General features: G+C 38.7%; 17 protein-coding genes. 15 read left to right on the top strand and 2 right to left on the bottom strand.

What is annotated here, in order from left to right:
• The first annotated feature begins 254 nt into the window (after window positions 1–254).
• The 9 genes from BLV86_RS10935 to BLV86_RS10895 all read left to right on the top strand — a co-directional run bounded on the left by BLV86_RS10935 (window position 255) and on the right by BLV86_RS10895 (window position 14,019).
• On the top strand, window positions 255–2,033 hold the full coding sequence (locus BLV86_RS10935) for an O-antigen ligase family protein (protein ID WP_090817177.1): 1,779 nt from the start codon (window positions 255–257) through the stop codon (window positions 2,031–2,033).
• Window positions 2,034–2,299: 266 nt separating this feature from the next.
• Complete coding sequence (locus BLV86_RS10930) at window positions 2,300–3,949, top strand: hypothetical protein (protein ID WP_090817174.1); 1,650 nt, start codon at window positions 2,300–2,302, stop codon at window positions 3,947–3,949.
• Between the two features lie 101 nt (window positions 3,950–4,050).
• Window positions 4,051–4,563 (top strand): hypothetical protein, encoded by a 513-nt coding sequence (locus tag BLV86_RS10925; protein ID WP_090817171.1) that lies wholly within the window; start codon window positions 4,051–4,053, stop codon window positions 4,561–4,563.
• Between the two features lie 213 nt (window positions 4,564–4,776).
• On the top strand, window positions 4,777–5,562 hold the full coding sequence (locus BLV86_RS10920; RefSeq protein WP_242873290.1) for a glycosyltransferase family 2 protein: 786 nt from the start codon (window positions 4,777–4,779) through the stop codon (window positions 5,560–5,562).
• A gap of 93 nt (window positions 5,563–5,655) precedes the next feature.
• Window positions 5,656–7,317 (top strand): B12-binding domain-containing radical SAM protein, encoded by a 1,662-nt coding sequence (locus BLV86_RS10915; RefSeq protein WP_090817165.1) that lies wholly within the window; start codon window positions 5,656–5,658, stop codon window positions 7,315–7,317.
• Window positions 7,318–7,471: 154 nt separating this feature from the next.
• Window positions 7,472–8,425: a glycosyltransferase gene (locus tag BLV86_RS10910; RefSeq protein WP_090817162.1), complete on the top strand. Its 954-nt coding sequence runs from the start codon at window positions 7,472–7,474 to the stop codon at window positions 8,423–8,425.
• A 98-nt stretch (window positions 8,426–8,523) separates the two neighbouring features.
• A complete protein-coding gene (locus BLV86_RS10905) occupies window positions 8,524–9,348 on the top strand; it encodes a DUF4422 domain-containing protein (protein WP_090817159.1) in 825 nt (274 codons plus the stop codon).
• Window positions 9,349–9,463: 115 nt separating this feature from the next.
• Window positions 9,464–10,693 (top strand): glycosyltransferase family 4 protein, encoded by a 1,230-nt coding sequence (locus BLV86_RS10900; protein ID WP_090817157.1) that lies wholly within the window; start codon window positions 9,464–9,466, stop codon window positions 10,691–10,693.
• 152 nt (window positions 10,694–10,845) lie between these two features.
• Entirely contained in the window at window positions 10,846–14,019 is a 3,174-nt protein-coding gene (locus BLV86_RS10895) for an MATE family efflux transporter (protein WP_090817154.1), read from the top strand.
• On the opposite strand, the gene BLV86_RS10890 is transcribed toward BLV86_RS10895, so the two are convergent.
• Together BLV86_RS10890 and BLV86_RS10885 are read right to left on the bottom strand one after the other, a co-directional pair.
• On the bottom strand, window positions 13,937–15,085 hold the full coding sequence (locus BLV86_RS10890; protein ID WP_090817151.1) for an EpsG family protein: 1,149 nt from the start codon (window positions 15,083–15,085) through the stop codon (window positions 13,937–13,939). The genes BLV86_RS10895 and BLV86_RS10890 overlap by 83 nt on opposite strands.
• Before the next feature lie 115 nt (window positions 15,086–15,200).
• The gene (locus BLV86_RS10885) at window positions 15,201–16,556 is read right to left on the bottom strand and encodes a hypothetical protein (protein WP_090817148.1); all 1,356 of its coding nucleotides are present in this window, start codon (window positions 16,554–16,556) and stop codon (window positions 15,201–15,203) included.
• A gap of 175 nt (window positions 16,557–16,731) precedes the next feature.
• Between BLV86_RS10885 and BLV86_RS10880 the strand changes: the two genes are divergently transcribed.
• The 6 genes from BLV86_RS10880 to BLV86_RS10855 all read left to right on the top strand — a co-directional run bounded on the left by BLV86_RS10880 (window position 16,732) and on the right by BLV86_RS10855 (window position 24,512).
• Window positions 16,732–18,273 (top strand): sugar transferase, encoded by a 1,542-nt coding sequence (locus tag BLV86_RS10880; protein WP_242873289.1) that lies wholly within the window; start codon window positions 16,732–16,734, stop codon window positions 18,271–18,273.
• Between the two features lie 125 nt (window positions 18,274–18,398).
• Window positions 18,399–19,937 carry a DUF4365 domain-containing protein gene (locus BLV86_RS10875; protein ID WP_090817145.1) on the top strand — a complete coding sequence of 513 codons (1,539 nt, stop codon included), beginning with the start codon at window positions 18,399–18,401 and terminating at the stop codon, window positions 19,935–19,937.
• 294 nt (window positions 19,938–20,231) lie between these two features.
• The gene (locus tag BLV86_RS10870) at window positions 20,232–20,801 is read left to right on the top strand and encodes a hypothetical protein (protein ID WP_090817142.1); all 570 of its coding nucleotides are present in this window, start codon (window positions 20,232–20,234) and stop codon (window positions 20,799–20,801) included.
• A 510-nt stretch (window positions 20,802–21,311) separates the two neighbouring features.
• On the top strand, window positions 21,312–23,483 hold the full coding sequence (cps2T, locus tag BLV86_RS18550) for a beta 1-4 rhamnosyltransferase Cps2T (protein ID WP_330386228.1): 2,172 nt from the start codon (window positions 21,312–21,314) through the stop codon (window positions 23,481–23,483).
• A gap of 159 nt (window positions 23,484–23,642) precedes the next feature.
• Window positions 23,643–24,269, top strand: a complete 627-nt coding sequence (locus tag BLV86_RS10860) for a glycerophosphodiester phosphodiesterase (protein ID WP_175456515.1) — start codon at window positions 23,643–23,645, stop codon at window positions 24,267–24,269.
• An 18-nt stretch (window positions 24,270–24,287) separates the two neighbouring features.
• A complete protein-coding gene (locus tag BLV86_RS10855; RefSeq protein ID WP_090817136.1) occupies window positions 24,288–24,512 on the top strand; it encodes a hypothetical protein in 225 nt (74 codons plus the stop codon).

The following is a 24,512-nucleotide window of genomic DNA, read 5'->3' as shown; positions in this document are numbered from 1 at the left end:
GGAAAGTCTGATTGACTGCTGCAAAGAGATTAGATTAATTGCCTATATGTGAAGTACTTGAGGGTTAAAAGAATATAAGAATACAAAACAAATATCGTCCCCCTTAGAGGTATAGGTATGTTATGAGCCTCTAAGGGGTCTTATTTTAGGTTTTTAAGTCAGAATCGATATGCAGCTTCCTTGTTGCCTCCTAAAACCTGTGGTATCATGTAACGGAATTTGCAAAATATCAAGAAAAACGAGGCAATCAAAACATGAGTGATTCAATGTTTGAAATAATAAAAAATACCGAAGAACCTGAAACTGCCGGGAAGGCAGAAAAAAAGCAAAAATCTGAAACAACATCTAAATCTGAAAAGTCGAAAGATTCATCCGGCAGCGGAACTAAAACAAAACCCGATGACTTATCCGGCCCAACCCCCGCCCCCGGAAAGACCACCAAGCAGCTAAATCGCATCTTCGGCAACATCACCAGATGGCTCATAGACATCTACGTGCTTTTCTTCCTCTGCATCTTTGCCCTCTGCACCCATGAAAAGTATTTTGACGTCCTGAAATTCAGATTCGAAATCTACTGGAAGTCAACCCTTATCTACGGTGCGGTCTTCCTGGGCCTCGGCCTCTTTTATCTGCTTGCAGACACCATCTACAACAAATCCGCCATCCGCCGCGGATTCTTTGCAAGCCTTAAAAAGGGCGGCTGGAAAAGATATATCAGTAAAGTAGACATAGCCTTTTTCGCCCTCATAGTGATCTTCGGCATCTCCACTGCCTTCGCCCAGTACCCCTACGAAGCCTTCTGGGGTAACCGCGGCCGAAGCCAGGGTCTCTTCCTGTGGCTTGTATTCTTCGTCACATATATCCTTGTGACAAGATTCTACCGCTTCAAAAGGTGGCACATCTTCGCCTACATGGGATTCGCCAGCCTGGTGTGCCTTTGGGGAATATCCAATTTCTTCTTATATACATGGGGGATGTTCGAAGGAGCCGACCCGATCTACAGGTATACCTTTGTAGCTTCCATAGGAAACATTAACAACTACACCAATTTCACCGGCATGCTTTACGGCGCCTCAGCCGTAATGTTTGTGGCAGGAAGAAATAAAGCCGAAATACTTTTTTCCTATGTAATACTTGTTATAGCAAGTTTTGCCCAAATCATGGGCCTGAGTGACAATGCGATACTATCGACAGCTACCGTTATTGCTTTTATTCCAATATTTATATGGAAAAGCAGCTCTCACATTATAAGGCACGGTATCACTATCGTTACCTATCTTGCAGCCATGAAGATAACCTCCCTTATAACACAGTCCGGAATTGAGACCATGAACGACCTGGAGCCAAGCACCCAGATTGTTTTAGGCGGAAAAAGCATTACGGTTTATCTCATTTTACTGCTGTTGATAATTGTCATAGCTTTCACTGCCTACACTAGAAAAACAAATTCAGTAAATCCTTCTAATGAAGAAAAGACGGTTAAACAAGCAAAAATCCTGTGGAATATCATTCTTGTATGCGGAGTACTGATCACCATAGCGATCCTCATCGCCGCAAATACCGGCTGGCACCCTGAACTCTGGGAATCCTACAAAGGAATGCTCATATTTAATGACGAGTGGGGAACCGGAAGAGGACTTGCATGGAGGCTGGGCATGGAATACTGGATTAACGACTCAACCTTATTCACAAAGCTTTTCGGTTACGGCCCGGATACCTATTACATCATAACCATGGACCGGTTTATGAATATAATGCAGAATGCAGGTTACGGAATATTTGACAGTGCCCATAACGAATATTTCGAGTATTTCATAACAGTTGGTGTATTCGGCCTTATAGCTTACATAGCTTTGATGTTTACCTCCCTTAAGCAAATATTTAAATCCGGGGAAATAACAGTAAAGGCCGCGGGTATGGCTGTTCTCGCCTACGTAATTCAGGCAGTTGTCAATATAGCAATACCTATAACTACGCCGGTCTTTATGCTCCTGATCTTTGTGGGATTGGCAGGAAATCGAAGTGAAAAATGAAGATTATTAGGAATTTCTTAATTTCGGATTAATATTCATGTTAAGAATTGCGTAAGAAATGGAAAACTTTTATTTATGTACATCACATGGCCATTAGGTTAATATGTACACTGTAATCGATGAGAAGATACATAATTTCGTACATCCTTCTGCCGATTATTTGAGAAAAAGGACTTGAATAATCGAAAAGGCAGGGGTATAATCCTCATCGTAAACCGAACTTTATGTAAAAAGTTCTTAAACACAAAAAGGAGAGTGCATTTATTATGAAGAAGCAGACAAAGGTATTCGCAACACTTTCAGCTGCAGCACTTCTCGCTGTTGGCGTATCAGCTGTATCTATGGCAGCTGGTTGGGATAACTCCACAGGCGTTTGGAGATATCTTGATAACAACGGTGAGGCTGTAACTGACACTTGGAAGTCAGCAAACGGAAATTGGTTCTATCTTGACAGCGATGGAGTTATGGCTACAAACCAGCTCATCGAGGATACAAACAACTCAAAGACAAGATATTACTATGTAGATCAGTACGGTGCTATGGTTACTAACACTTGGAAGGCTGTAGCTATGGACGATGCATCAAACACAGACCTTGATGCTGAGTACTGGTGGTACTACTTCGGAGCAGACGGAAAGGCTTACACATCTGAGGATGATCTTACAACATCTGAGATCAAGACAATCAACGGCCTTAAGTATGCATTCGATGACGAAGGACACATGCTCTATGGTTGGATCGACAAGGACAACGTAGATCAGCAGGATGACAACGATTCAGCTTGGGAGAACGCTACATACTACTTCAACGGCTGGAACGATGGTCACATGCAGACAGGTTGGATCAAGCTTGCTGTAGAAGATGACGACGATACAGAGGAATACTGGTTCTACTTTGATAACAAGGGTAAGAAGCAGTTTGACAAGCGTAAGAAGATCAACGGTCTCTACTATCACTTCGGCGAGAAGGGTAACATGCTTGATGACTGGGCAGCTGGAACATCTGATGAGCTTTCAGGCGCTACTGCAGCTTCTCTTTCATACCTCAACGGTGACGGTTCTGAGAGAAGAAATAAGTGGGTATGGGCTATTCCTGATGAGGACTACCTTGAGAAGGATTACAACGATGATGAGTATTCATGGTGGTACTTCAACAAGTCTGGTAAGTTAACTTCTAACGAGATCAAGAAGATCGGTGGTAAGAAGTATGCTTTCGATGAGTACGGCAGAATGCTTACACAGTTCGTAGCAGTTGATTCTAACGGTCATCCATATGATCTTGGCGATACAGATGACTGGTCAAGAGATCAGTGGATTGCTGGCGCAAACGATGATGATGTAAATACTGGTTGGGATTACATCTACTACTTCTCAAGTGATGAGGAGAAGGATGGTTCTATGAAGAAGGGTTATCAGAACCTTGCTCTTGATGATGGAGATTACCAGTTCTACTTCAACACATCTAATGGTAGAGCAGAAGAAGGCAGCGATGGTTCTACAGATCCATTAAAGAAGGGTTATGTATCAAAGATCAAGAAGTATGTATGGAAGGGTCTTGTACTTGCTCCTGGTTCAGATGATCCATCTAACTACATGGGTGTAGATGTTTACGGAACTAAGAAGGTTTACTTCGGTGAGGATGCTGTAGGTTGTGTACTCGTTGGTAAGTCCGGTACAGTTGTTAAGAACAAGAAGAAGCTTAAGGATGAGAATGATGCTTACTATGTAGTAAGTAAGGACGGTGTTGTTCTTGCATACTATCCTTCATCAGATGATTATGATGATGATCTTACATACACAGATGCTAAGGGCAACGATAAGAAGATCTCTGTTGATAGCAAGTGGCTTGAGACAAACGATCCTGATACTTATCAGTCTAAGAGAGCAGCTGCAGTTGCTGCAAAGCAGGGCAAGTAATTAAATAGTTAAAAGACACTGAATAGTGTGTATAAACTATCTAGTTAAATAGCTTATAAATGGTTCGGGGTTTTGCCTCGAACCATTTTTTTGAGGAAAATATGAAGATTAGAAAATTATGTTTGATACTGGTAATGGCTCAAATGGCTTTGTTGTGTTCCTGTAAGCCAACATATAAGTCTCCGTTGGAAAGTCCTTCTGTAACAAAAGCTCCCGAGGATGCACCCTACAATTTTGATTTTGAACAGATGGAAGAAGATGTAGGAACCAACATCAAATCAGCAAATATGTATGGTTTCATTAAGGATTTTATACTCACAGGTGATAACGATACTCAGAAAATAACAGTAAATTTCGTTATCGAAGAAAATGTAACAGAAAGTGCTATAGAATTGCTTCTAACTGATACTATGAGGTTCATTGTAGATGAAGCCCAAATGCAGGATTTCCGTATCGATGAATACACTGATGAAGATTTCGGAAATCTTTCAAACATTTATGGCATTGATCTCATAGTTAAGTGTAATAATGAAGTAATAACAGAATATAATATTGCAAAGGGCGAAAGTGTTCCCTTTGATCCGACATTAACTATAGAAAATATCATAAGATGATCTGAAAGGATCATCCTTTTTACTAGTATATGGGGATGGAGTTGTATGTCATGGTACATGAACCCTGTCCCTATATATCACTTATGTATAATTAAGATTGGTTAATCTGGAACTATTTGGTAGAATAAAGACTGTCGTTAAAGTAAAGTACTAATGTAGCTTTACGTGGACGGCAGTCTTGTTTTTTTATAATTGATGCCGGGAGCCATATCGATGGGAAAAATATCAATCATCATGCCTGCATATAATTCGTCAAAAACTATAGAGGCATCCATCAAGAGTGTTATCTGTCAGAGCTACAAAGACTGGGAACTTATTGTGATAGATGACTGCTCAAAAGACGGAACTGTAGATTTAGTAAATGGAATTATAGATAAAAATAAAGAATTTGATATAAAACTATATAGAAATAAGGAAAATAAAGGAGTAGCTTATAGTCGTAATTATGGCGTAAAGGTAGCTGCAGGAGATTTGATAGCTTTTCTTGACAGTGATGATCTGTGGGTACAAGATAAATTAGAGAAACAGGTGATGCTGTATGAAAGACAAAATTCACCTCAAGTATTACTTTTCACCGGATCTTCTTTTATAACAGCTAAATCTGAAATAATTGATTTTACTCTTAAAGTACCGACAAAAATAGGAAGGAAGGACCTGCAGAAGCAGAATATTATCTCCTGCTCATCGGTACTTGCAAGTAAAGAGCTTTTGCTGAAACATGAATTTCCGATTACAAATGTTCCTATTCATGAAGATTTTGTTGTATGGATAGAAATATTGAAAGAAATTCCTTATGCCTATGGTATAGACGAACCACTTCTTATATATAGAGTATCTGATAATTCAAAGTCTTCAAAGAAAAGCAAGGCTGCTGTTATGAACTGGAATACCTACAGATATGTTGGCTTGGGGTTTTTGGAAAGAATATATTATATGATGTGTTACACTATAAGAGGACTAAAAAAATGGAGCAAAATCAAGGCTCAGAATAAAAAGTAAAGTACAAATATAGCAAGCATGCTTGAAAAACTGATTAATTATAGATTAATGCTTTCTTTTATTGAAACAAAGAAGCACTGAGAAAGGATTTACATGACAGTTTATTTTATAAATCCTCCTTTTAAATGGGAATATGGAAAATTTTCAAGGGAATCCAGAAGTCCGGCAGTGGCTAAAAGCGGGGTTTTATACTATCCGCTCTGGCTTATTTACGCTGCAGCTTATGCAGAGAAGAGTGGTTTTGATGTAAAATTTCTGGACGCTCCTGCGAAGCGTTATGACTTTGAGAAAAGTCTCGAAATAGTAGGAAGTGAGCTGAAGTCTGTAATAAAAGATGCAGACGGATTAAATGTAATAGAAACTAAACACATTTCTACAGAACATGATGGTGTAGATCAGGTTCATGAAGAAATCGAAACTAACCATTGTCTTTTTGTGGTAGAGACCAGCACTCCATCTATAGAAAGTGATGCTGATTTCTGCAAGAAGTTAAAGGAAAAGTATCCTAAGGCTTTTGTATACATGGTTGGGACACATCCTACAGCAACAGCAGAAGAAACTCTTTCTAATTATCCTTGGGTTGATGGTGTAGCAAGAAGGGAATATGACTTCACCATTTCAAAGCTTGCTAAATTGATTGAAGGCTACTACAAAAATTGTAGTTCCGGAGCAGCAAATATAGACAAGGATGTCATCGGAGATGAGGATAGTACATCAGAGAATACAGCAAGCGGTCTGGATACAACTCTTGCGTCCCTCCCAGGAATCAGCTACAGAAGTAAATTCGAAGGAATCATTAAACACAACCCTGACGCAGAGTATATAACAGATCTGGACGAAATCCCTCTTGCATCAGACTTTATTAAGAGACATCTGGACTATAAAGATTACTTTTTTGCTGCTGCGGAGTATCCGGAGATACAGATTTTTACGGGAAGAGGCTGTCCTTGCAGATGTAATTTCTGTGTTTATCCTCAAACTATGCATGGCCACGGGTACAGACTCAGGAGCCCGCAGAACGTAGTTAATGAGTTTAGGTACATCGCCGAAAACTTCCCGGATGTAAAGGAAATAGTTATCGAGGATGATACTTTTACTATAAACAGGAAGAGAGTAACCGAGATCTGTGAGCTTCTCATAGAGACAGGACTGAACAAACGCTTCAAGTGGCTCTGCAATGCAAGAGTAAATACACTTGACCTTGATACTATGAAGCTAATGAAAAAGGCCGGATGCAGACTGGTTATCCCCGGTATTGAAAGTGGAACCCAGGAGATACTTGATAACATTAAGAAGGGAACTACTATTAAGGAAATCAGGGAATATATCAAAAATACGAAGAAGGCCGGTCTTTTGGTACATGCCTGCTACATGGTGGGAAATCAGGGAGAGACCAGAGAAACCATGCAGAAGACTCTAGAGCTGGCGCTTGAACTCAACACGGACACAGCCCAGTTCTTCCCGCTGATCCCATATCCCGGAACCGAAGCTTACGATTGGAACAAGGCTAGAGGTTACATCAAGAGTGGCTACACAGAGTACTGCAAAGAAGACGGAACCCATAACTGCGTTCTGAACTTGCCGGGAATTTCTGGTGAAGAGATGGTAAAGTTCTGTGATGATGCGAGAAAGAAATATTATCTTAGACCCGGATACATTTTACATAGACTTTGGACAGGACTGAAGGACCCGAATGACCTCAAGAGATCATTGAAGGCTTTCGGACAGTTCAAAAAGTATCTGTTTAAAAAGTAGTAACCCAAAAGGAATTGAAATACACGAATTGGTAATAATTTGGTATAATAAGCAGATTGAGTGAAATCTCAATCTGCTTTTTTGCTTTGAAAAATCAAGCAGTACTCCAAGTGATTTCGGCTCAAATATAGAATCAGGGTGAAATGACAGATTTATGGAGAAGGTTGTTATCCTAATGTCTACCTATAATGGTGACAGATATCTGGAAAATCAAATAGAGAGCCTCTTGGCACAAGAAGGGCTAGAAGTCTGTATCTTAGCGAGAGATGATGGATCCTCGGATAATACGCTGGAAATACTTGATAGGTACAAGAAAGAATACTCTGAAGAGGAAGTCATAAATAAAAACTGTAATACAAGCTTTGATTACTATGTGGGACAGAACCTCGGTCCTGCAGGAAGCTTCCTTGATCTCATGAAGCAAGCGCCGGAGGCTGAGTACTACGCTCTTTGCGATCAGGATGACACCTGGCTTCCGGACAAGCTGAAGATCGCCGTGGAAGCGATAAAGCAGCGAGAGGGTAAAGAGGAAACTCCGATTTTGTACTACGGCATGCCGCGCTTTGCGGACAACGATGGGAACCTGCTGAAGGGTTCAAAAGGGATCTATGAAAAGTCCCTGGATTTTCCGTCCTGCCTGATTAAAAGTAACTCTACAGGCTGCACCATGGTGTTCAATAGAACATTACTCGAGCTCATAAACCGTAAATCTCCGAATCTGAACACCATAACCATGCATGACGAGTGGCTACACAAAGTGTGCCTGGCAGTAGGAGGGATTCTTATATATGATGAAGATGTGCACATACTTTACAGACAGCATGGCAGCAATACCATAGGCGGGCAGCTTTCCATGCGGAAGGTACTGAAAAGATACTGGAAAACACTCATGGAGCCGGACTGTATAAGGAGTAAGTGTGTAAAGTCAGTTGTAGATTGTTACGGGAATGAAATGAGCCCGCAGAACATAAAGATGGCTGAGAAAGTTGCTTCATATAAGAATAGTTTCAGAAAGAGGATTGAGCTGCTTTTGGACAAGGATATCAAAATGGAGTATCCCAAGAGAAATATCATGTTTAAACTGGCGGTACTTTTGGGGATATTTTGATGAAACGTGTTTGTATGGACAGGGTTAGTATTTCAAGGATATGAACCTTCGCCAACTCGGAACGTACTGTGGAGTAAGCCTCAAAGTTATAGGAGAATATGGAAATAAAAGTATATGTAGCCACCCAGAAAAAAATAAAACCAAATCTCGACAAATGTTATGAGCCTGTATACGTAGGTGCTGCTTTAAAGGATAATGCAGACAATATGGAGTTCTTTGGCTATCAACGTGATGACGAAGGCCGGAACATTTCTGAAAAAAACAGGTCCTTCTGTGAACTGACTGCCCTGTACTGGATGTGGAAGAACAGCACGTCAGAGGTTATCGGCCTCGCACACTATCGCAGATTTCTCAGCAAAACAGGGAAACTAAGGGATACGGAGAGCATCCTCAAAGAAAACGACATTGAAGAAGCCCTTCAGGGATGTGATATCCTGCTTCCAAAAAAGGAATGCCTGTTGGGAGAAGTCAGAAGACATTACGGATTCCTGCAGCATATCGAGGACTACGATAAGTTGAGGGATGTGATAGAGGAAATGTATCCTGAGTATGTAGATGATTTTGACAGGATCTCATCACAGGATGAGCTTTACATCTGCAACATGTTTATAGGAAAAAAAGCTGTAATGGACAACTACTGTAAGTGGCTGTTTGATGTTCTGTTTAAGCTTGAAAAAAGAGTGGACATCTCCGGTTATAGTGTTAGTGATAAGCGGATATTTGGATACCTGTCAGAAAGGCTCCTGAATGTCTGGGTTCTTCACAATGATATAAAAATAAAGGAATTTTACCTTTTAAACACGGAAGAAACCCTTATGGACAGGATGAAAAAGTATTTCCATCTGTTTAATTACAAGGTCCTGAAGATCGATGTGCTGAAATATGCACATGAAAGAACACTGAAAAGAGAACGAAAAAAATAGCACATGGATGTTCACTAAAGAATACCGAAAAGAGAATGTAAAAAGTAGTATAGATATGCTCATGAAAGAACGCTGAATATAGAGTGTAAAACAGCAGCAAGAGATAGGAATAGGTATGAAGGTTATATTTGTTGCATCTGACAACAACAGAGCGTCAGGTGCATTTATATGTATGGTTAATCTGGTACAGGAGCTGAGAAACAGGAATCTGGATGCCAGAGTCATATTGCCAAAAGACGGTGATGGAACTGAGCTTTTGAACAAAGCTGAAATACCTTACCGGATTATCAGATCCTATAGCTGGGATACGCCCATTGATTCGGGAATGTATTATCTTTCGAAAATACCTGTAAAAAAGTTCTTAAACCACTTTGCCATAGCCGAAATAAAAAAATATTTTCTGGCTGAAAAACCGGATATCATTCATATCAATACCACCTATTCCTACGTTGCAGCAGTGGCAGCCTACAGTTTAGGTATCCCTGTGGTGTGGCACATCAGGGAATTCTTTGAAGAAGACCAGAATAACCGGATGTGGAACAGAGACTGGGGCTACAGTCTCATGGGAAGGGCTGATGCCATCATAACCATATCTCAGGCTATATATGATAAATATAAGAAGATCCTGCCTGAAGAAAAAATCCGTATAGTGCATGATGGAGTCAGGGAAGACCGGTTTTACGATCCGGAAAAAACAATTTTTGACGATGTCGTGGTAGACCGGTTCTTCACCCCTCAAAAGACTGTCTCTGACGATGTAAAGTTGACAATTTCCGGTGCCCCCAAGGCCAAGATGGTCTGTGTCGGAGGCCTATATCCCGGAAAAGGTCAGTCAACTTTACTGGAAGCCATCGATGCCTACGTCCAAAAAAATGACAGAAACCTTATCTTGAAGCTGGTGGGCAGAGGCCCGGAAGAGAAAAAACTAAAGGAATGGGTAAAAGAAAAGAACCTGGAAGACATAATAAGCTTTGAGGGCTATAGCAATGAGCCTGAAAAATACTATAAAGAGGCTGATATATCCTTTATGACCTCAAGATCTGAGGCTTTTGGCCTCGTAACAGTTGAAGCCATGCTTTCAGGAGCTCTGGTGATAGGTGCGAACAGCGCCGGAACCCGGGAAATAGTTGAAGAGGGAAGAACCGGCCTCCTGTATACACCTGAGGATTCCCAAAGCCTCGAAAATGCTATAGAGTATGCTTTAAAGAATAAGGATAAGTCAAGAGCCATGGCAGCCGCAGGACGTAAAGCCGCCATGGATAGATTTGTCCTCAGAGTCAACGCAGACAAAGTCCTCGACGTATATAAGGATATTTTAGGATTGAAAGAGAACATTCAATCTTAAAAACCCTAAATCCTAATCAGTCTATCAGGTACAAGCCCTTATAGTTACGACTTGTACCCTCCCCACATAGATCACAGAGGTAAGAAAATAGTTTATTAGAGGGAAAAAGAGGGAAAACCTCTGATCATAAAAAAGAGAAGCAGGATAACCAGATGAAGCTTGAGAGAAGCAAAAATACAAAAAAAGGTGTGATAGCCGGAACTCTAAACAGAGTTATCGCCATTCTTTTCCCGTTTTTGATAAGAACCGCCATGATACATAAGATGGGCGTGGATTATCTCGGGTTAAACAGCCTTTTCAGCTCTATCCTTCAGGTACTCAGCCTGTCGGAACTTGGATTCAGCAGTGCTATCATTTACAGCATGTATAAGCCTCTTGCTGAGAATGACACTGATACGGTCAACGCACTTCTTTTTTTCTATAGAAAGGTATACAGAGTTATAGGTTTGTTCATCTCCCTTCTGGGGCTTTTGTTGCTTCCGCTGCTTCCAAAGCTTATAAACGGAACAGTGCCTCCGGATATAAATCTGTATCTCATTTATCTCGTTTATCTTTTTAATACAGTCATCAGCTATTTTTTCTATGGTTATCTGTCTTCGGTTCTTAATGCCAATCAGAGAATAGATATAGTAAGTATAGTTACGATCCTGAGTCAGACAGTGGGTTATATAGGGCAGCTGATAGTGGTGCTGACAATATCAAACTATTACATATATGCGCTGTTTCTTCCTTTATCCACGGTGATCAACAACCTACTGACAGCCTATGCGGTGAAGAAGATGTATCCCGAATACCGATGTGCCGGAGAGATAAGTCAGGAGCAGAAGCTTGACATCAGAAAAAGAGTTTACGGAATAATGATAGAGAAGGTATGCGGAACCACCAGAAATGCTCTTGACAGTATCTGCATATCGGCAGTGGTGGGACTTGCGGCAACGGCTCTTTACAACAACTACTTTTATATCAGTTCCTCCCTGACAACTATTTTTTATGTTGTGCTTAATGCCATGCAGCCGGGAATAGGGAACAGCATGGCGCTGGACAGCGAAGAAAAAAACTATAAGGATATGGCACACCTTAACTTTGGATATATGCTCATAAGCGGCTGGAGCTTTGTTTGCCTCATATGTCTGTATCAGCCCTTTATGACTATCTGGGTTGGAGAAAAGTACCTTCTCCCATTTAGCTCAGTTCTTTTGTTTTCCGTATATTTCTATATCCTAAGGATGGGAGATATAAGAAGTGTTTACGCCCAGGCTGCGGGACTCTGGTGGGAAAACAGATACTTAGCCGTAGCGGAGTCAATAGTAAATGTGGTGCTGAACATCACACTTGTCAGTTTTTTTGGCATAAACGGAATCATAGTGGCAACCATCATATCCCTTTTTGGGATAAATTTCTGCCTGAGCTCCGGAATAGTATTTAAACACTATTTCAAGAATGGAAAGCTAAGAGAGTTTTTCGGACAACACTTTGTATATGCAGTGGTCACAGGTTTGGTGTGCACAGTTACTTACCAGATATGTGATAGACTTCCGTTCAATGGCATTATATTACTTTTCACAAGGGCTATGATCTGTGTTCTGGTCCCTGCCGTAGCATATATGGTAGCCTATATTGGATTTAGATTTGCGAGAGAGTCCTTTAATTGGATTTTGGAAAGAGTTATAGGAAGAAAAGTGGATTTTAAAGAAATTATAAAGAAAATCGATAAAAAGAAAATGCTCCAGGAAACTGTAATATTTATAGTCCTTGTGGTTTGTTTTTTCTTTGCACAGGAGTATATACCGAATCTTTCCTATATGTATTTTGACAGTGTTTCATTGATGGTGAGAGGGCTTTACGCTGTTGTGCTGGCAGATGTTACTATATGGACATTTAGGAAAGCGATACGATTAACGGGCAGAGCAATACCGGATTTTGAGGAAAAGCTCACCATAAGCGAAACATCCCAGACCGGAAACTCCACCATAGTCAATACATCCCAGGATGAAAAATCCATCACAGAAGGCACATCACAAGAGGAAACCATCATGGTCGGAAAATCCTTAGAGAGCTTCTATGATTCAGCAGCATGGAACAAGTTTAGCGACACTATGTTCTATCTGGCCTTTTTTGGCTGCTATGCCCTTGCCTACATAGCTATCACAAAACTTAATGTAGTGATTCCTGTGTATGGGGGTATACACCGTCTGGGTATAACCCTCTGCTGTATGCTTGGGCTGCTTCTCTATAACAGAAAAAATGTTACGGAAAAATGGATATTTGCCTTCCAAACCATAATTCTCATTTCGGCTATAGGATACATGGGTAGATATGGAGACATCTGGATTTACGCTATGGCTATATTTACAGTTGTATCTCATGACAGAAAATTTATGCCCATTATGTACATCACCCTCATCTTTAACGGAGTTATGCTTTTTACCGTATCAAGACTCGCAAATGCAGGAGTTATAGAATTTATTATAAAGCGAGGAAAGCTTGCATTTGGTTATGGTGGTCCCAATGAGGCCTCCATGCAGATACTCTTTTTTGAAATAACTTATTTTTACGTAAGGTATTTTGGAGGAGCGGAGAAATTACTGTCAGAAAAAGTAAATGAAAAGGTGGCAAGGTTCTTTTTTGGACTTTGTGATATGTCAGTGCTTCTTCTTGGAACTGTAGCGATAGTGAAATATACCGCAGGAAGAGCCAGTATAGTGTGCGTCCTCATTCTTTTGATAGGAACAATTATCTTTAAGCTTATACAGTGGTATCCTATCAGGAAATGGCACAAGGGAATTCAATTTGTAATAGACAAAGTGTTTCTCATCGGATTTGTACCCATGTTCATATATGTAACCATAGTAAGCTTTGCTGCATCATATTATTACGATGATGCAAATTCGTATAAGTGGTTAGAACTGGTTGGGAAGGTTTTCGATGTTAGCACATTGAAATCGAGACTGTCCCTTGGAAAACAAGCACTGATGCAGTTTAAGCCGGAATTATGGGGGGCAAATATAGTTGAATCCTCAGAAGAGAACTATTTCTGGGTGGACAATTACTATATCAGAGCCTGGCTTAAGTACGGAATACTGTTGTTTATATGTGGCATCATCGTATTTACCCTGGTGAACTATGTGTGTTGGTTACGGAAAGAGTATTATATTCTCTTCCTTATGGCTATAATAGCAGGACTTGGTTTCCTGGAGGCAACCATAGGGGACATAATGTATGATGTATTTCCACTGCTGCTTTTTACATGTGATAAGGGGATACTTGCAATAGGTAAAAATGAAAAATACTTGTGTAGTTCCATACTGTGTCGGCGTTGTACTTGAGGAATAATAACAGTATCAGTAGGGCATATGTGGCGAGGTTCAGAAAAGTACGAAAAGATTTGCTGTTTTCTCCTTGAGACAGGCGTTCAATGAACTTCGGATACAGACATATAACAGGGAAATAGAAGTAATATCCAAAGCGCTCGAATTCCAAAATCCATCTACCGAAGAAGTAAAGGATGAAATAGAAAATGAGGCCGCGCAAAAAGACGTTATTGCAATCAGGCTGATTGGTTTTTGTATTATTGGCTGTCATCGCTGGTGATGAAGACTTAAAGATGTAAATAAAAGTAATCAGCATAAGTATGAGTATCCATATGGTGTCATAGAGATCAAATGCAAAGGAACGGAACATCTCGTGTCGACCGAAGTATTTAGGTATAAAAGTCGCAACTATCCAGGTAAGGACGGTGTTTTTTGCGGCATTTATGATGGCTGATATAAGGGTGATAAGAACATAAAAGCTTGTGTTAAACCGATAACGCAAGAGGAAATATCCAGGGAGCATGATAAGTGCAGATGTGTGGAAGGTTGAAGCAAGTATAGTTAAAACAAGGTACTTTTTGAAGTTGCCGGTGTTTATGTATCTGTAAGCGTAGAAAACAATGACTACAGCCAGAAGCTGCCTGATATAGTAGAATCCAAGCATGAAAAAAACAGTGATGAACAAGGTCATGCTCATGGAAAAGTCTACAGAGTAATCCTTTATACATTTTGCAAGGATAAAAAAGGCTATAAAGTAGATGACGATATATACACTTTGGAAGGGTAGTCTCAGGTTAGACAGGATCCTGAATATAAGATACACGGCAGGATCTCTCAGTTCGTGGTTTCCGATGGAAGTAAGGCTATATAAGATCTGGTAATTGTCATAGTCGGAGTGAACTGAACACTGAAACGCATAAACTATATATAATGGAAGAAAAGCAAGCAAAGCATAGACATAGGGTTTTATACGGAGGGTATAATTTCCGATGTCTATTATTTTTTCTTTCTGTGAAGTGTTTCTTTTATTCCATAATTTCGCAAGAGGTATGGTGATCAAGATAAGAAGTATATAGGTCATATTAATCTTTATTCCGCCGCTTTGATTCGGTGGCAAAAGTAGATATGAAAGGGATTTTCATAATTGGCGCTCTTATTTAAAATAATTTGAAAGGTATTTTTTGCATTTAGCTGTCTTATTTAATAAGTAGTGTTCCTATTACAGTTCTGCCAAGGAGGTCAAACTGTCTAAGCTCAAAGCTGTAGTCCACTTTTGAAGTATAGTTAAGTTTTTCTACCAACAGGATAAGGGTGTTCTCATCTGCTGCGTCAACTGTGGCAGCAGTATCGGATATGAAGGCTGAGGAAAGATACTCAATGCCAGAAGAAGCATCTTTTTGCCTGAAAAGCTCACATATTCCAGATAATAGTGTATCGTCTACGGATCCGGTGATAAGAACTCTTTTGCAAAGTTTTTCGTCTGAAATATATCTATTTATATAGGAAGCAGTTACCTCGACAGCAGTAGAAAGACTTTCGCAAGGGCGCTCACTTCCCTCAAGTTTATCGATAAGCTGCTGAATCGGATGAAAAATAGCCTTTGATTTTTCGGATTTTACTGTTGTAAGTATAGGAGAACCGTAACTACGGGCTTCTGATACGGAAATGATTTTCTGGCTTGTAACCTCAAGGAAAAAACCTATAAATATAGAACTGAAGGTAGCGATAACTATTCCCCAAAGAGAGGCTTTGAAAGAACCTCTTACAATGGCTGACAGCTTTGGACGTTCGGTAGTGACAACTGATCCGGTGGAAGTGATAGGTATCAGACCATTGTCTGCGGAAGGTAAGGTTATTTCGGTAGCTCTGTCGATAAGCTCATAGTCGAAGGAACCGATAAGAGAACTTACTTCGTTTATCAGAAGTTCGGCCGCCCGGCTGCACATGTTTGTTGAAAGTTCTTCATTGCCTGTGTCAGCGGAAACTACAAGAAAATGATAGTTATCTGTGCTCATGGTGCCTACGTTAGAGTGTCCGCTTGGAATCACGGAGATGTTTGGGTTTATGTAGCAATCCATAATCGAACTGAAATTCCCGAGAGAATAAGGTGATTCAAGAACATCATGAAGACGATAATTATAGGTCACCATACGGTTTCTTAGTTTATATTCTTCGGACATTGCTTCCTTATAGAACTCTGATTCAAGAGTTTCCATCATGGACTTTGACTTGAAGAGAGACAAGGCGCTTTGGGCGATGAGTGAAGCATCTTCTGTAGGGATATATATTATTTTCTTTGAAGTAAATATGTATGGGTAGTCAACATTGATTGAAGTTTCCGTTGCAGAAGAAGTGTCTTCCGTATAGTTTGCATAGGTTCTGTATGCCGGCACGAAGGAGCTTAGAAATCCTATCAGACCGAAAAACACAACAAGAATGAGCCATAGTCCTGTATGGCGGAGTATATGGATAAGAAAGGCGGTCATATCGAAGGAATCTGAAGAGGTAGTCTTGATTGAAGGTGTTTGTTGTGAACTATAAGGTTTTTTCATAGGAGTCTCCAACGAATACTTAGTTTAGCGATGATGCTGACATCATTATAACATACGAGTTATGCTGTGGACACGAAGCTTTGATGATTGCATACTTTTCGATTTATGTTAAAATGTACCTAACATTAAGGGGAGAAGGAAAGCAGGAAGCTCAGGCTCTCTGCTTTTTGGTGTTATGAAAAGAAAGAAACTTGAATTAGCTATAACCATCGTTATCTATATACTTACTGCCTTTCTGGCAAGTGCAGGGTCTCTCTATGTTTTGAGAGCGTACTCAAAGCTTACTAAAGAAGTTCTGGAGATGAATCTATGGTTTGATGCGGTTCTGCCTGCGGTTCTTGCAGAGTGTATCGCTATGTCGCTGTCACTTTTGAATGGCAAATATGAGTTCGAACGGAAGAACATATGGGATTATGCGATTACCGGGCTTAAAAGTACGGTTTATTTTGTCGGAATTTGGGCTGCGATCCTGTTGATTCAGAAGAATGATATTACCCAGTCAAGATATTTCTTTGTGGCGACGGTGGTGCTTCATTTTGCTATTTTGACAATTCTTTTGTTCATGGTTCAAAGAATAGTCATAAGCAAGTTTTATAAGTCGGATGCAGCTTCGCTGGTTGCTGTTATCACAGACAGAGAAAAGGCTCATAAAGCTTCGGAAATTCTGAAAAATGACTGGTCTAGACGTATAGTGGGAATCATGCTTACGGATGAAGAAGGAAGTGCAGTAGCTGAAGCTGTGACAGAAATTGCAGGAAGTGCCAACAGTAAGAAAAGTTCCGATGCGAGGAAAAGGATGTGGACTGAGGGTACAGGAGAGGAAATCGATCATATCCCGGTAGTGGCCTATAAGGATGATATTGTTAATGTGGTAAGGGCCGGAGCCATTGATGAGTTGTTTATCCTTGAGGATGAAAGTTCCGAGAAGATAACGGCTATGGTGGAAGAATTTGCCCAGATGGGAATCTCTGTACACCTGGGGCTCAGTTCACTCCGGAACCTTGAGATGAAGCTAAGAAGCGAGGACCAGAAATACATTCCTAAGATTGAGTCAAGGCTTGGATATATCGGGAAGTATCCTATGGCGATACTTGAGCCGCCGGTTATGAAGCTCCGATATGAATACGCAAAAAGATTTATTGACATCCTGGGAGGGCTTGTAGGAACATTCATCGCAGCAGTACTTTTTGTAATTGTAGGCATCGCCATAAAGCTGGATTCTCCGGGCCCCATAATCTTTGCTCAGGAACGTATCGGAAAGAACGGACGCCGTTTCAAGATGTTCAAGTTCCGGTCAATGTACATAGATGCTGAGGAACGTAAGGCTGAGCTTATGAAGCAGAATGAGATGAATGGTCTCATGTTTAAGATGAAGGATGACCCACGTATCACAAAGGTGGGAAAGTTCATCAGAAAGACAAGCCTTGATGAATTTCCGCAGTTCGTAAACGTTCTCCTTGGCGACATGTCTCTGGTAGGAACCAGACCGCCAACCGTGAATGAGTTTAAGGAGTATTCCAATTATCACAAGAGGAGACTCAGCATGAAGCCGGGAATTACCGGTATGTGGCAGGTTAGCGGAAGGTCGGATATTACGGACTTTGAGGAAGTGGTAAGGCTGGACTGTAAGTATATCGATAACTGGAGTCTTTGGCTGGATTTTCAGATCCTAGTGAAGACCGTGTTGGCTGTGGTAATGAGGAAAGGGTCGGAGTGAGTTATAACTGTGATTTTATCACAGGCAGATGAAGCTATGGCTACCGATTCGTGATGTCACTATCTCGGATGGGTTGGAAGTGCCGTAGATGAGAGGCTTTTTAAGCAGCGAAAGATACAATTTAATTGTTGAATATGAGTAAAAGAAATAAAATTGCTGGATATGATAAGAATGTGGTAAACGAGCAATTGGGAGTTAAGAAACTTGAAACCTTGTTGTTGGGAACGTATCGCTTGATTCCATATTTCACAGTAAATGACAAAACACCAAATTACGATGGGTATTTCGAGTTATGTGATGAAGTAATAGACGATAATAAAATAACTGAACCCAAATCACGATTCAACGTTCAGATTAAGACTGTGAATTCTGACTATAAAAATAAGAATAAACGTGACCATTTGGAATATAAATATAAACATCAATTTGATACTAAAATACTGAATGCAACACTTAAAGAAGTCACGAAAGATCCAACCATATTCTTTATTGTCGATCCGATTAATTCAAAAATCTTTTGGAAATATCTATCTGAAGAATTTTGCATGGCAAATGTAGAGTATAAAAATGGTGCTAAAGATACATTCATTTTATATTTTTCAGATGAAGATGAGATTACTGATACAGAAGCGTTTATTGATAATTTGATAGTTATCAGCAGTACTCATAAAAAACATTTAGAAGAGTCGAAAGATAATAACAGATCAGAAATACTACTCTTAACTGAGAGTGAAGATATTCGTAAAGAAGCTCAGGATGCTTGGGATTATATTAACAATATGTTTTCTGGTTCGTTTAAGTTCATAAAAGATGCCTTTTATCCAAACACATGGAAATTCGGCATCTCCTATGGAAAAGAGAAGAGTTGGTCTCAAGTTGGAATATATAGAATAGAACAAGGCGATAATAATGAACTGATCAAAAAATATGATAGGAATGAGAAGGGCCTGCTGAGTTCTTATTATACTGGCATACGTAACTTGTTGGAGGTGACAAAAGATTATGTTAAAGGTTGCGTGAATGAATTCTTTAGTAGGGATCAGTACATTGCACAATGCAGATATATTCCTGATGTTGCAATTGAAGAATTGATATTTGAGGACATTGATAACCAGTACATGGCGAATAATAATTGTGGAAATGAAGTTTATTATGGCATTCCCACAGAAACTATAGAACTTGATTTTTATGATGAGTTGGTTTGTGATGGAGTTGCTACACCTCGGACGGAATTTTTTTTGGAAGAAATGAGACGAAGGGGTAAAAAACAGATTCAAAGACCTTGGACTAAAGTTTTGAAAGGTGTATTTGGGGATATTAAGTCGGAGCACATAGTTAATCCGATTACTGGAATGAAGGAACAGATAACATATATAGAACCAGTACATGATAGAAGCCATGAAGAAGTATTCAAAGAGAATCGAACTAGATTTTGTCAGGGTATACGAGCTTTTGTTGAAGCATCACTGGAAAGATTTGATAAAAGTTTTGTATCTGAGATTGATGCGGATACGTTGGTTAGAGAAATCGAAAAGATAAGAGTAGATTTATTGCCAGAATATTCTTGGTACAAGTTATGGTATGTGTGTTTTGGAACCATGTCATTAAAGATACTTGGTGAAGAGCCAAGTATGATTGCAATGAACTATATTACTGTCAAGTAAGGGACGTTTTACAAGTGTATCAAAGGAAATATTTGAGAAATCAACCCATCTTTTCCAAAGACAATTATACAATAACTCTTTAGGTAATGACTTATATTTCAGTATTCATAAGCAACTTCGAATTCAAAAGGAAGGATATTAATATGGAATGAAGGGGGTGCGGACGAAAACTTGGACCGTCTCACCCCGTTATTCTTCATCACGGTGTTTTTTATAAGCTTTAAGTAATATCTAGGGATACTGAGGATGTTTAGAGTGGATTATAGTAGGAATAACTCTAAGAGGAATTATGTTATGAATATAGATGACAAGACTTTTGATTTTGCGTATATCATGGCCTTTCGTGATGCGACCATGAGGAATGCTTTTCCGAGACATAGTGATGAGAAGGATAACGATTTTCATACCAGGAAGAGAAGAATAAAGAATCATTCAAAGCCAATAGTTAAAAATTATATTGATGCGATTATGAAAGATGACAATCAGATGGTTCCGTTTACTGTTATCAATAGACTCTGTGATAGAGATAACACTGATCAGGGATTCACCTTCGGCAATGCACAGAAGCTTGTGAATATGACAGCAAAGTATATGTTTTTATCGGCTTACGGTGATACGGAGAAAAGAGAATTGTTTAAAAACTGTCATTGTCCTATGGATGGTGTGATGATGGAGCGTTTGAGGGAGAAATGCGAAGAGTATACTTTGAAATTAGAAAAATTTGAGATACCTTGGAGCAGGTTGAAAAAAGATGATGAAAAATCAATTAAGGAATATGAAAAGTTCCAGTATTACATAAACCAGATTGCAAAACAAGAAAATATTTATCCTATAGAAGTGGATTTTATGTTTTGGGATGAATGAGACCGAGAGATGCAGGTGCATCCTTTTGATAAAGAAGATGCCCGAAGTTTGATGAGGTTTACCGTTTAATGGAATGAAATGAAAACCATATATCCTAAAGCAATCAATTTGGGATCAATCTTTTATTAGTAATTTGATTGTGTTGAAACAAAAAAAGAATAAAATAGACGCGATAGCAAAAAATGAGGGAGCCGTTTTACTTTATATATCTGTCATGCAGATGCCAAGTTAAACGGCTCCTTTAAGGGTATGTTGACAAATATTACCTTAGAGCGTAACATTTAGCAGATAAGTAATTTTAAAAATCAAAGTGCTGATAAAAAAATAACGATGGCAATAGTGATGTTTCAACAAGGTTAACTCGAATGATTTTGAATCATCTTATTAATTTGCAGTTAATAAGATGCGAACTTAAGGCATTATATTAGTTGATAGATGGGCACCTTGATTGTGGCTTTAAAAAGTTTATAAAATTTTAATTGTGACAGGTATCTTTTTTGTGAAGTTAAGATGAAGAACATCTATTATCATGAGACTAATGCACTATATTCATTATGTAATAAGGTTGATGATATTGTTAACTCAAAAGTTGAAGTTGCAACATCATTATTTTCATTACAGGAAATAGTTGAAGGAATTGACGAAAAAAATTCTTTTAAAAGAAAATCTGTTTTGGAAAAATGTATTAGAGCTTCAGGTATTAATATATTTCCTTATGTTGTCAGAGAATGTATAGGTACTGCGTTTAATTTGGATTTATCAATGATTGAATCTATTTTAATAGAAAAGCAGAAGGTATGGCAGGAAGTAGGCATAATAAAAGAATCTAAGGACTATAAAGATTATTCAAAAAGAATTGGAGAAGTCTTTGGCGAAGATGCTTTAAAAAGAAAACAATGGATAGAAGAAGATGATAAAAAATTAAAGGATAGTCTCTCAAAATGCATAAATGATGACAGAATTATGTACAAAAAAATAATAAAGGAGCAAGAAACTCATCCCACATATATTGAAATGGATGTAAATAAAGCATTTGGATTTGAAAGAAATGAAAAAGAGATTGAAAGGAGAGAGGATCCATTTCAAAAGCTGTGTGATAAGTTATTGTTACCACTTATTGAATCATTGGGAATAACATACGACGAGTTTGAGATAGAAGATATAATAAAAAACTGTGATAAGAAAGCTTTGACCGCGTATATGTTTGGAACGGATGCATATAGTAAGGTTAAAATGGCCGAAATGTTTGATGATCATAAATTGGCCGAAAGGAATGATATAAATGATCTTACACATTTGTTATATCTTAGAGATGAGAATTATATTATAGTAAGCAATGATAAAATTTTTGAAAAATGTACTTTCAAAAAAATGAGGATGAGCACACAGGAGTTTATGAATATAGTTAATAAGGATAAAGATGGGCTTTCTATAGTAGATGGAAAGGATCAGAATAAGAAGCCAACAAATGAAATAGTAAAACATGTCTATATTGTAGGAAGTAAGAGCATCGGTCAGTACGGTGGATATGAATCTTTCGTTATGAACCTCCTACAGCATCATAAATATAAAGGAAATATAAAGTACCATGTAATTTGTAAGGCCAATGGACAAGGGTATATGGATATAGACAGGTTGCCGGGAGCTGAGCGAGTGAATGAAAAAGAATTTACATATTGCAATGCTCAATGCATCCTTATCGATATCCCGGAAAAGCTAGGAGCAGCACAGGCAATTTATTATGATTTAAAAGCTCTGAAATGGTGCTGTGATCATATTGAAAAAAATCACATAGAGGAGCCGATTGTTTATATCCTAGCATCAAGGGTTGGACCTTTTGAGAAGCAATATGTTAATAGGATTCATAAATGCGGTGGACAAGTGTGGCAGAATCCGGATGGGTGGGAGCATGCGCGTAGAAAATGGAATAAATATATACGTAAGTATTGGAAATTAAGTGAGAAATATGCAGTTAAGTATGCGGATTTGATTGTTTGTGACAGTAAGCACATCGAGAGTTATATTCAGGACGAGTATTCATGTTATAATCCGAAAACAACATTTATTGCATATGGATCATATATAACTCCTAGTAAATTGAATGATGATGATCCTAAATATACAGGATGGCTCAGGGAACATAAATTACGAGACAAAGAATACTATTTAAGCGTCGGAAGATTCGTACCGGAAAATAACTTCGATGTTATGATCAGAGAGTTTATGAGAAGCAAGACAGACAAAGATTTTGCAATCATAACAACTGAAAACCCTAAGTACGCCGAAGAATTACAGCAGAAGTTCAATTTTAAAGGTGATAAGCGAATCAAGTTTGTAGGCACAGTATATGATGCAGAACTTCTGAAGAAAATTCGCGAAAATGCTTATGGCTATTTCCATGGTCATGAGGTTGGTGGAACCAATCCGTCGCTTCTTGAATCACTTGGAAGTACAAAAGTTAATCTTCTGTTTGATGTTGGATTTAACAAAGAGGTTGCCGAAGATGCAGCTTTCTATTGGAACAAAGAAGAAGGAAGTCTCGTAGATGTAATAAACAAATGTGATGCAATGTCTGAAGAGCAAAGAAATGAAATGGGACAGAAAGCCAAGAAAAGAATTGAAGATGGATATAGTTGGGAATATATTTGCGATATGTATGAAAAAGCTATATTGAGTAAATGATTTTAAACTTATTATTCTGATTTTGTTTGGAGTGAATTAAAACCATATGAAGTATACTAAAAGAAAATATCTATATATTGCGTTTGTGATTGTTGCATCCCTATGTATTGTATCTATGGGGGGGGTAAACTCTATCAGCATGAAAAATGGCAGAGTAGAATGATTCATTTTTTAATGGACAATGCTGCTTTTAAAAAAGATGAATTATCATCAGAAATTAAATATGCCGAACATTCAAAGATACTGCCAAACGGAATTACAATTACGAGTAAAGGTGGTGAAGGATTGGGATGTCCTCCAAATAGTGAGATATCAGCTATTTATGCGTTCAATAATGGATACGATGGTTATAGGATAAACATTTGCAAAACAAAAGATGGAATTTTGGTATGTTCGCATGATGCTAGCATAAATAGTATTGCAAGAAATAAAGATGGTACAGAGATAAAAGAAGCTATAATCATAAGTGAACATACACTTCGTGAGATAAATGCCTATGATTTTGGAATTAAATATGGCGAAGAATATTCTGGTTTAACGATCACAACGTTTAAGGACATGGTTGCAAAAACAGCTAAGCTAGGACTTAAGTTAGATATTGAATGGAAATATCCGGATCCTAAAAAAGAAGATTTTGAATATATATACAACGTTATATCAAAAAATGGCTACTCAAACAAGAATTGGCATTGGATAGGATATAATAAAATGTATCTTGATTGGTTTAAAGAAATTTGTGACTATGTTGATGAAGAAGTGCTGATTCACCCATCAAGTATAGATTAGGATTTAATATATTATGCGATGTCTGCTAATCACGATGTTATAGTTGGATATTGGGAATCGGAGATAGAAGATGAATACATTATTCGACTACATAAACTAAATATCAAACAAAAAAGAGGTACAGCAGGGAATACTGATGCTTTGATAGAGGATATTGAATCTGGAGTAACAGAATTAGAAGCTTGCTTTAAGAATCCAAAAGAGGCGCTTGTTGAATATGCGTTGAAGTATAATAAGGAATAA

The sequence above is a fragment of the Oribacterium sp. KHPX15 genome (assembly GCF_900107835.1).
Classification (GTDB): Bacteria; Bacillota; Clostridia; order Lachnospirales; family Lachnospiraceae; genus Oribacterium.
This window is presented reverse-complemented; position numbering and strand designations above follow the sequence as displayed.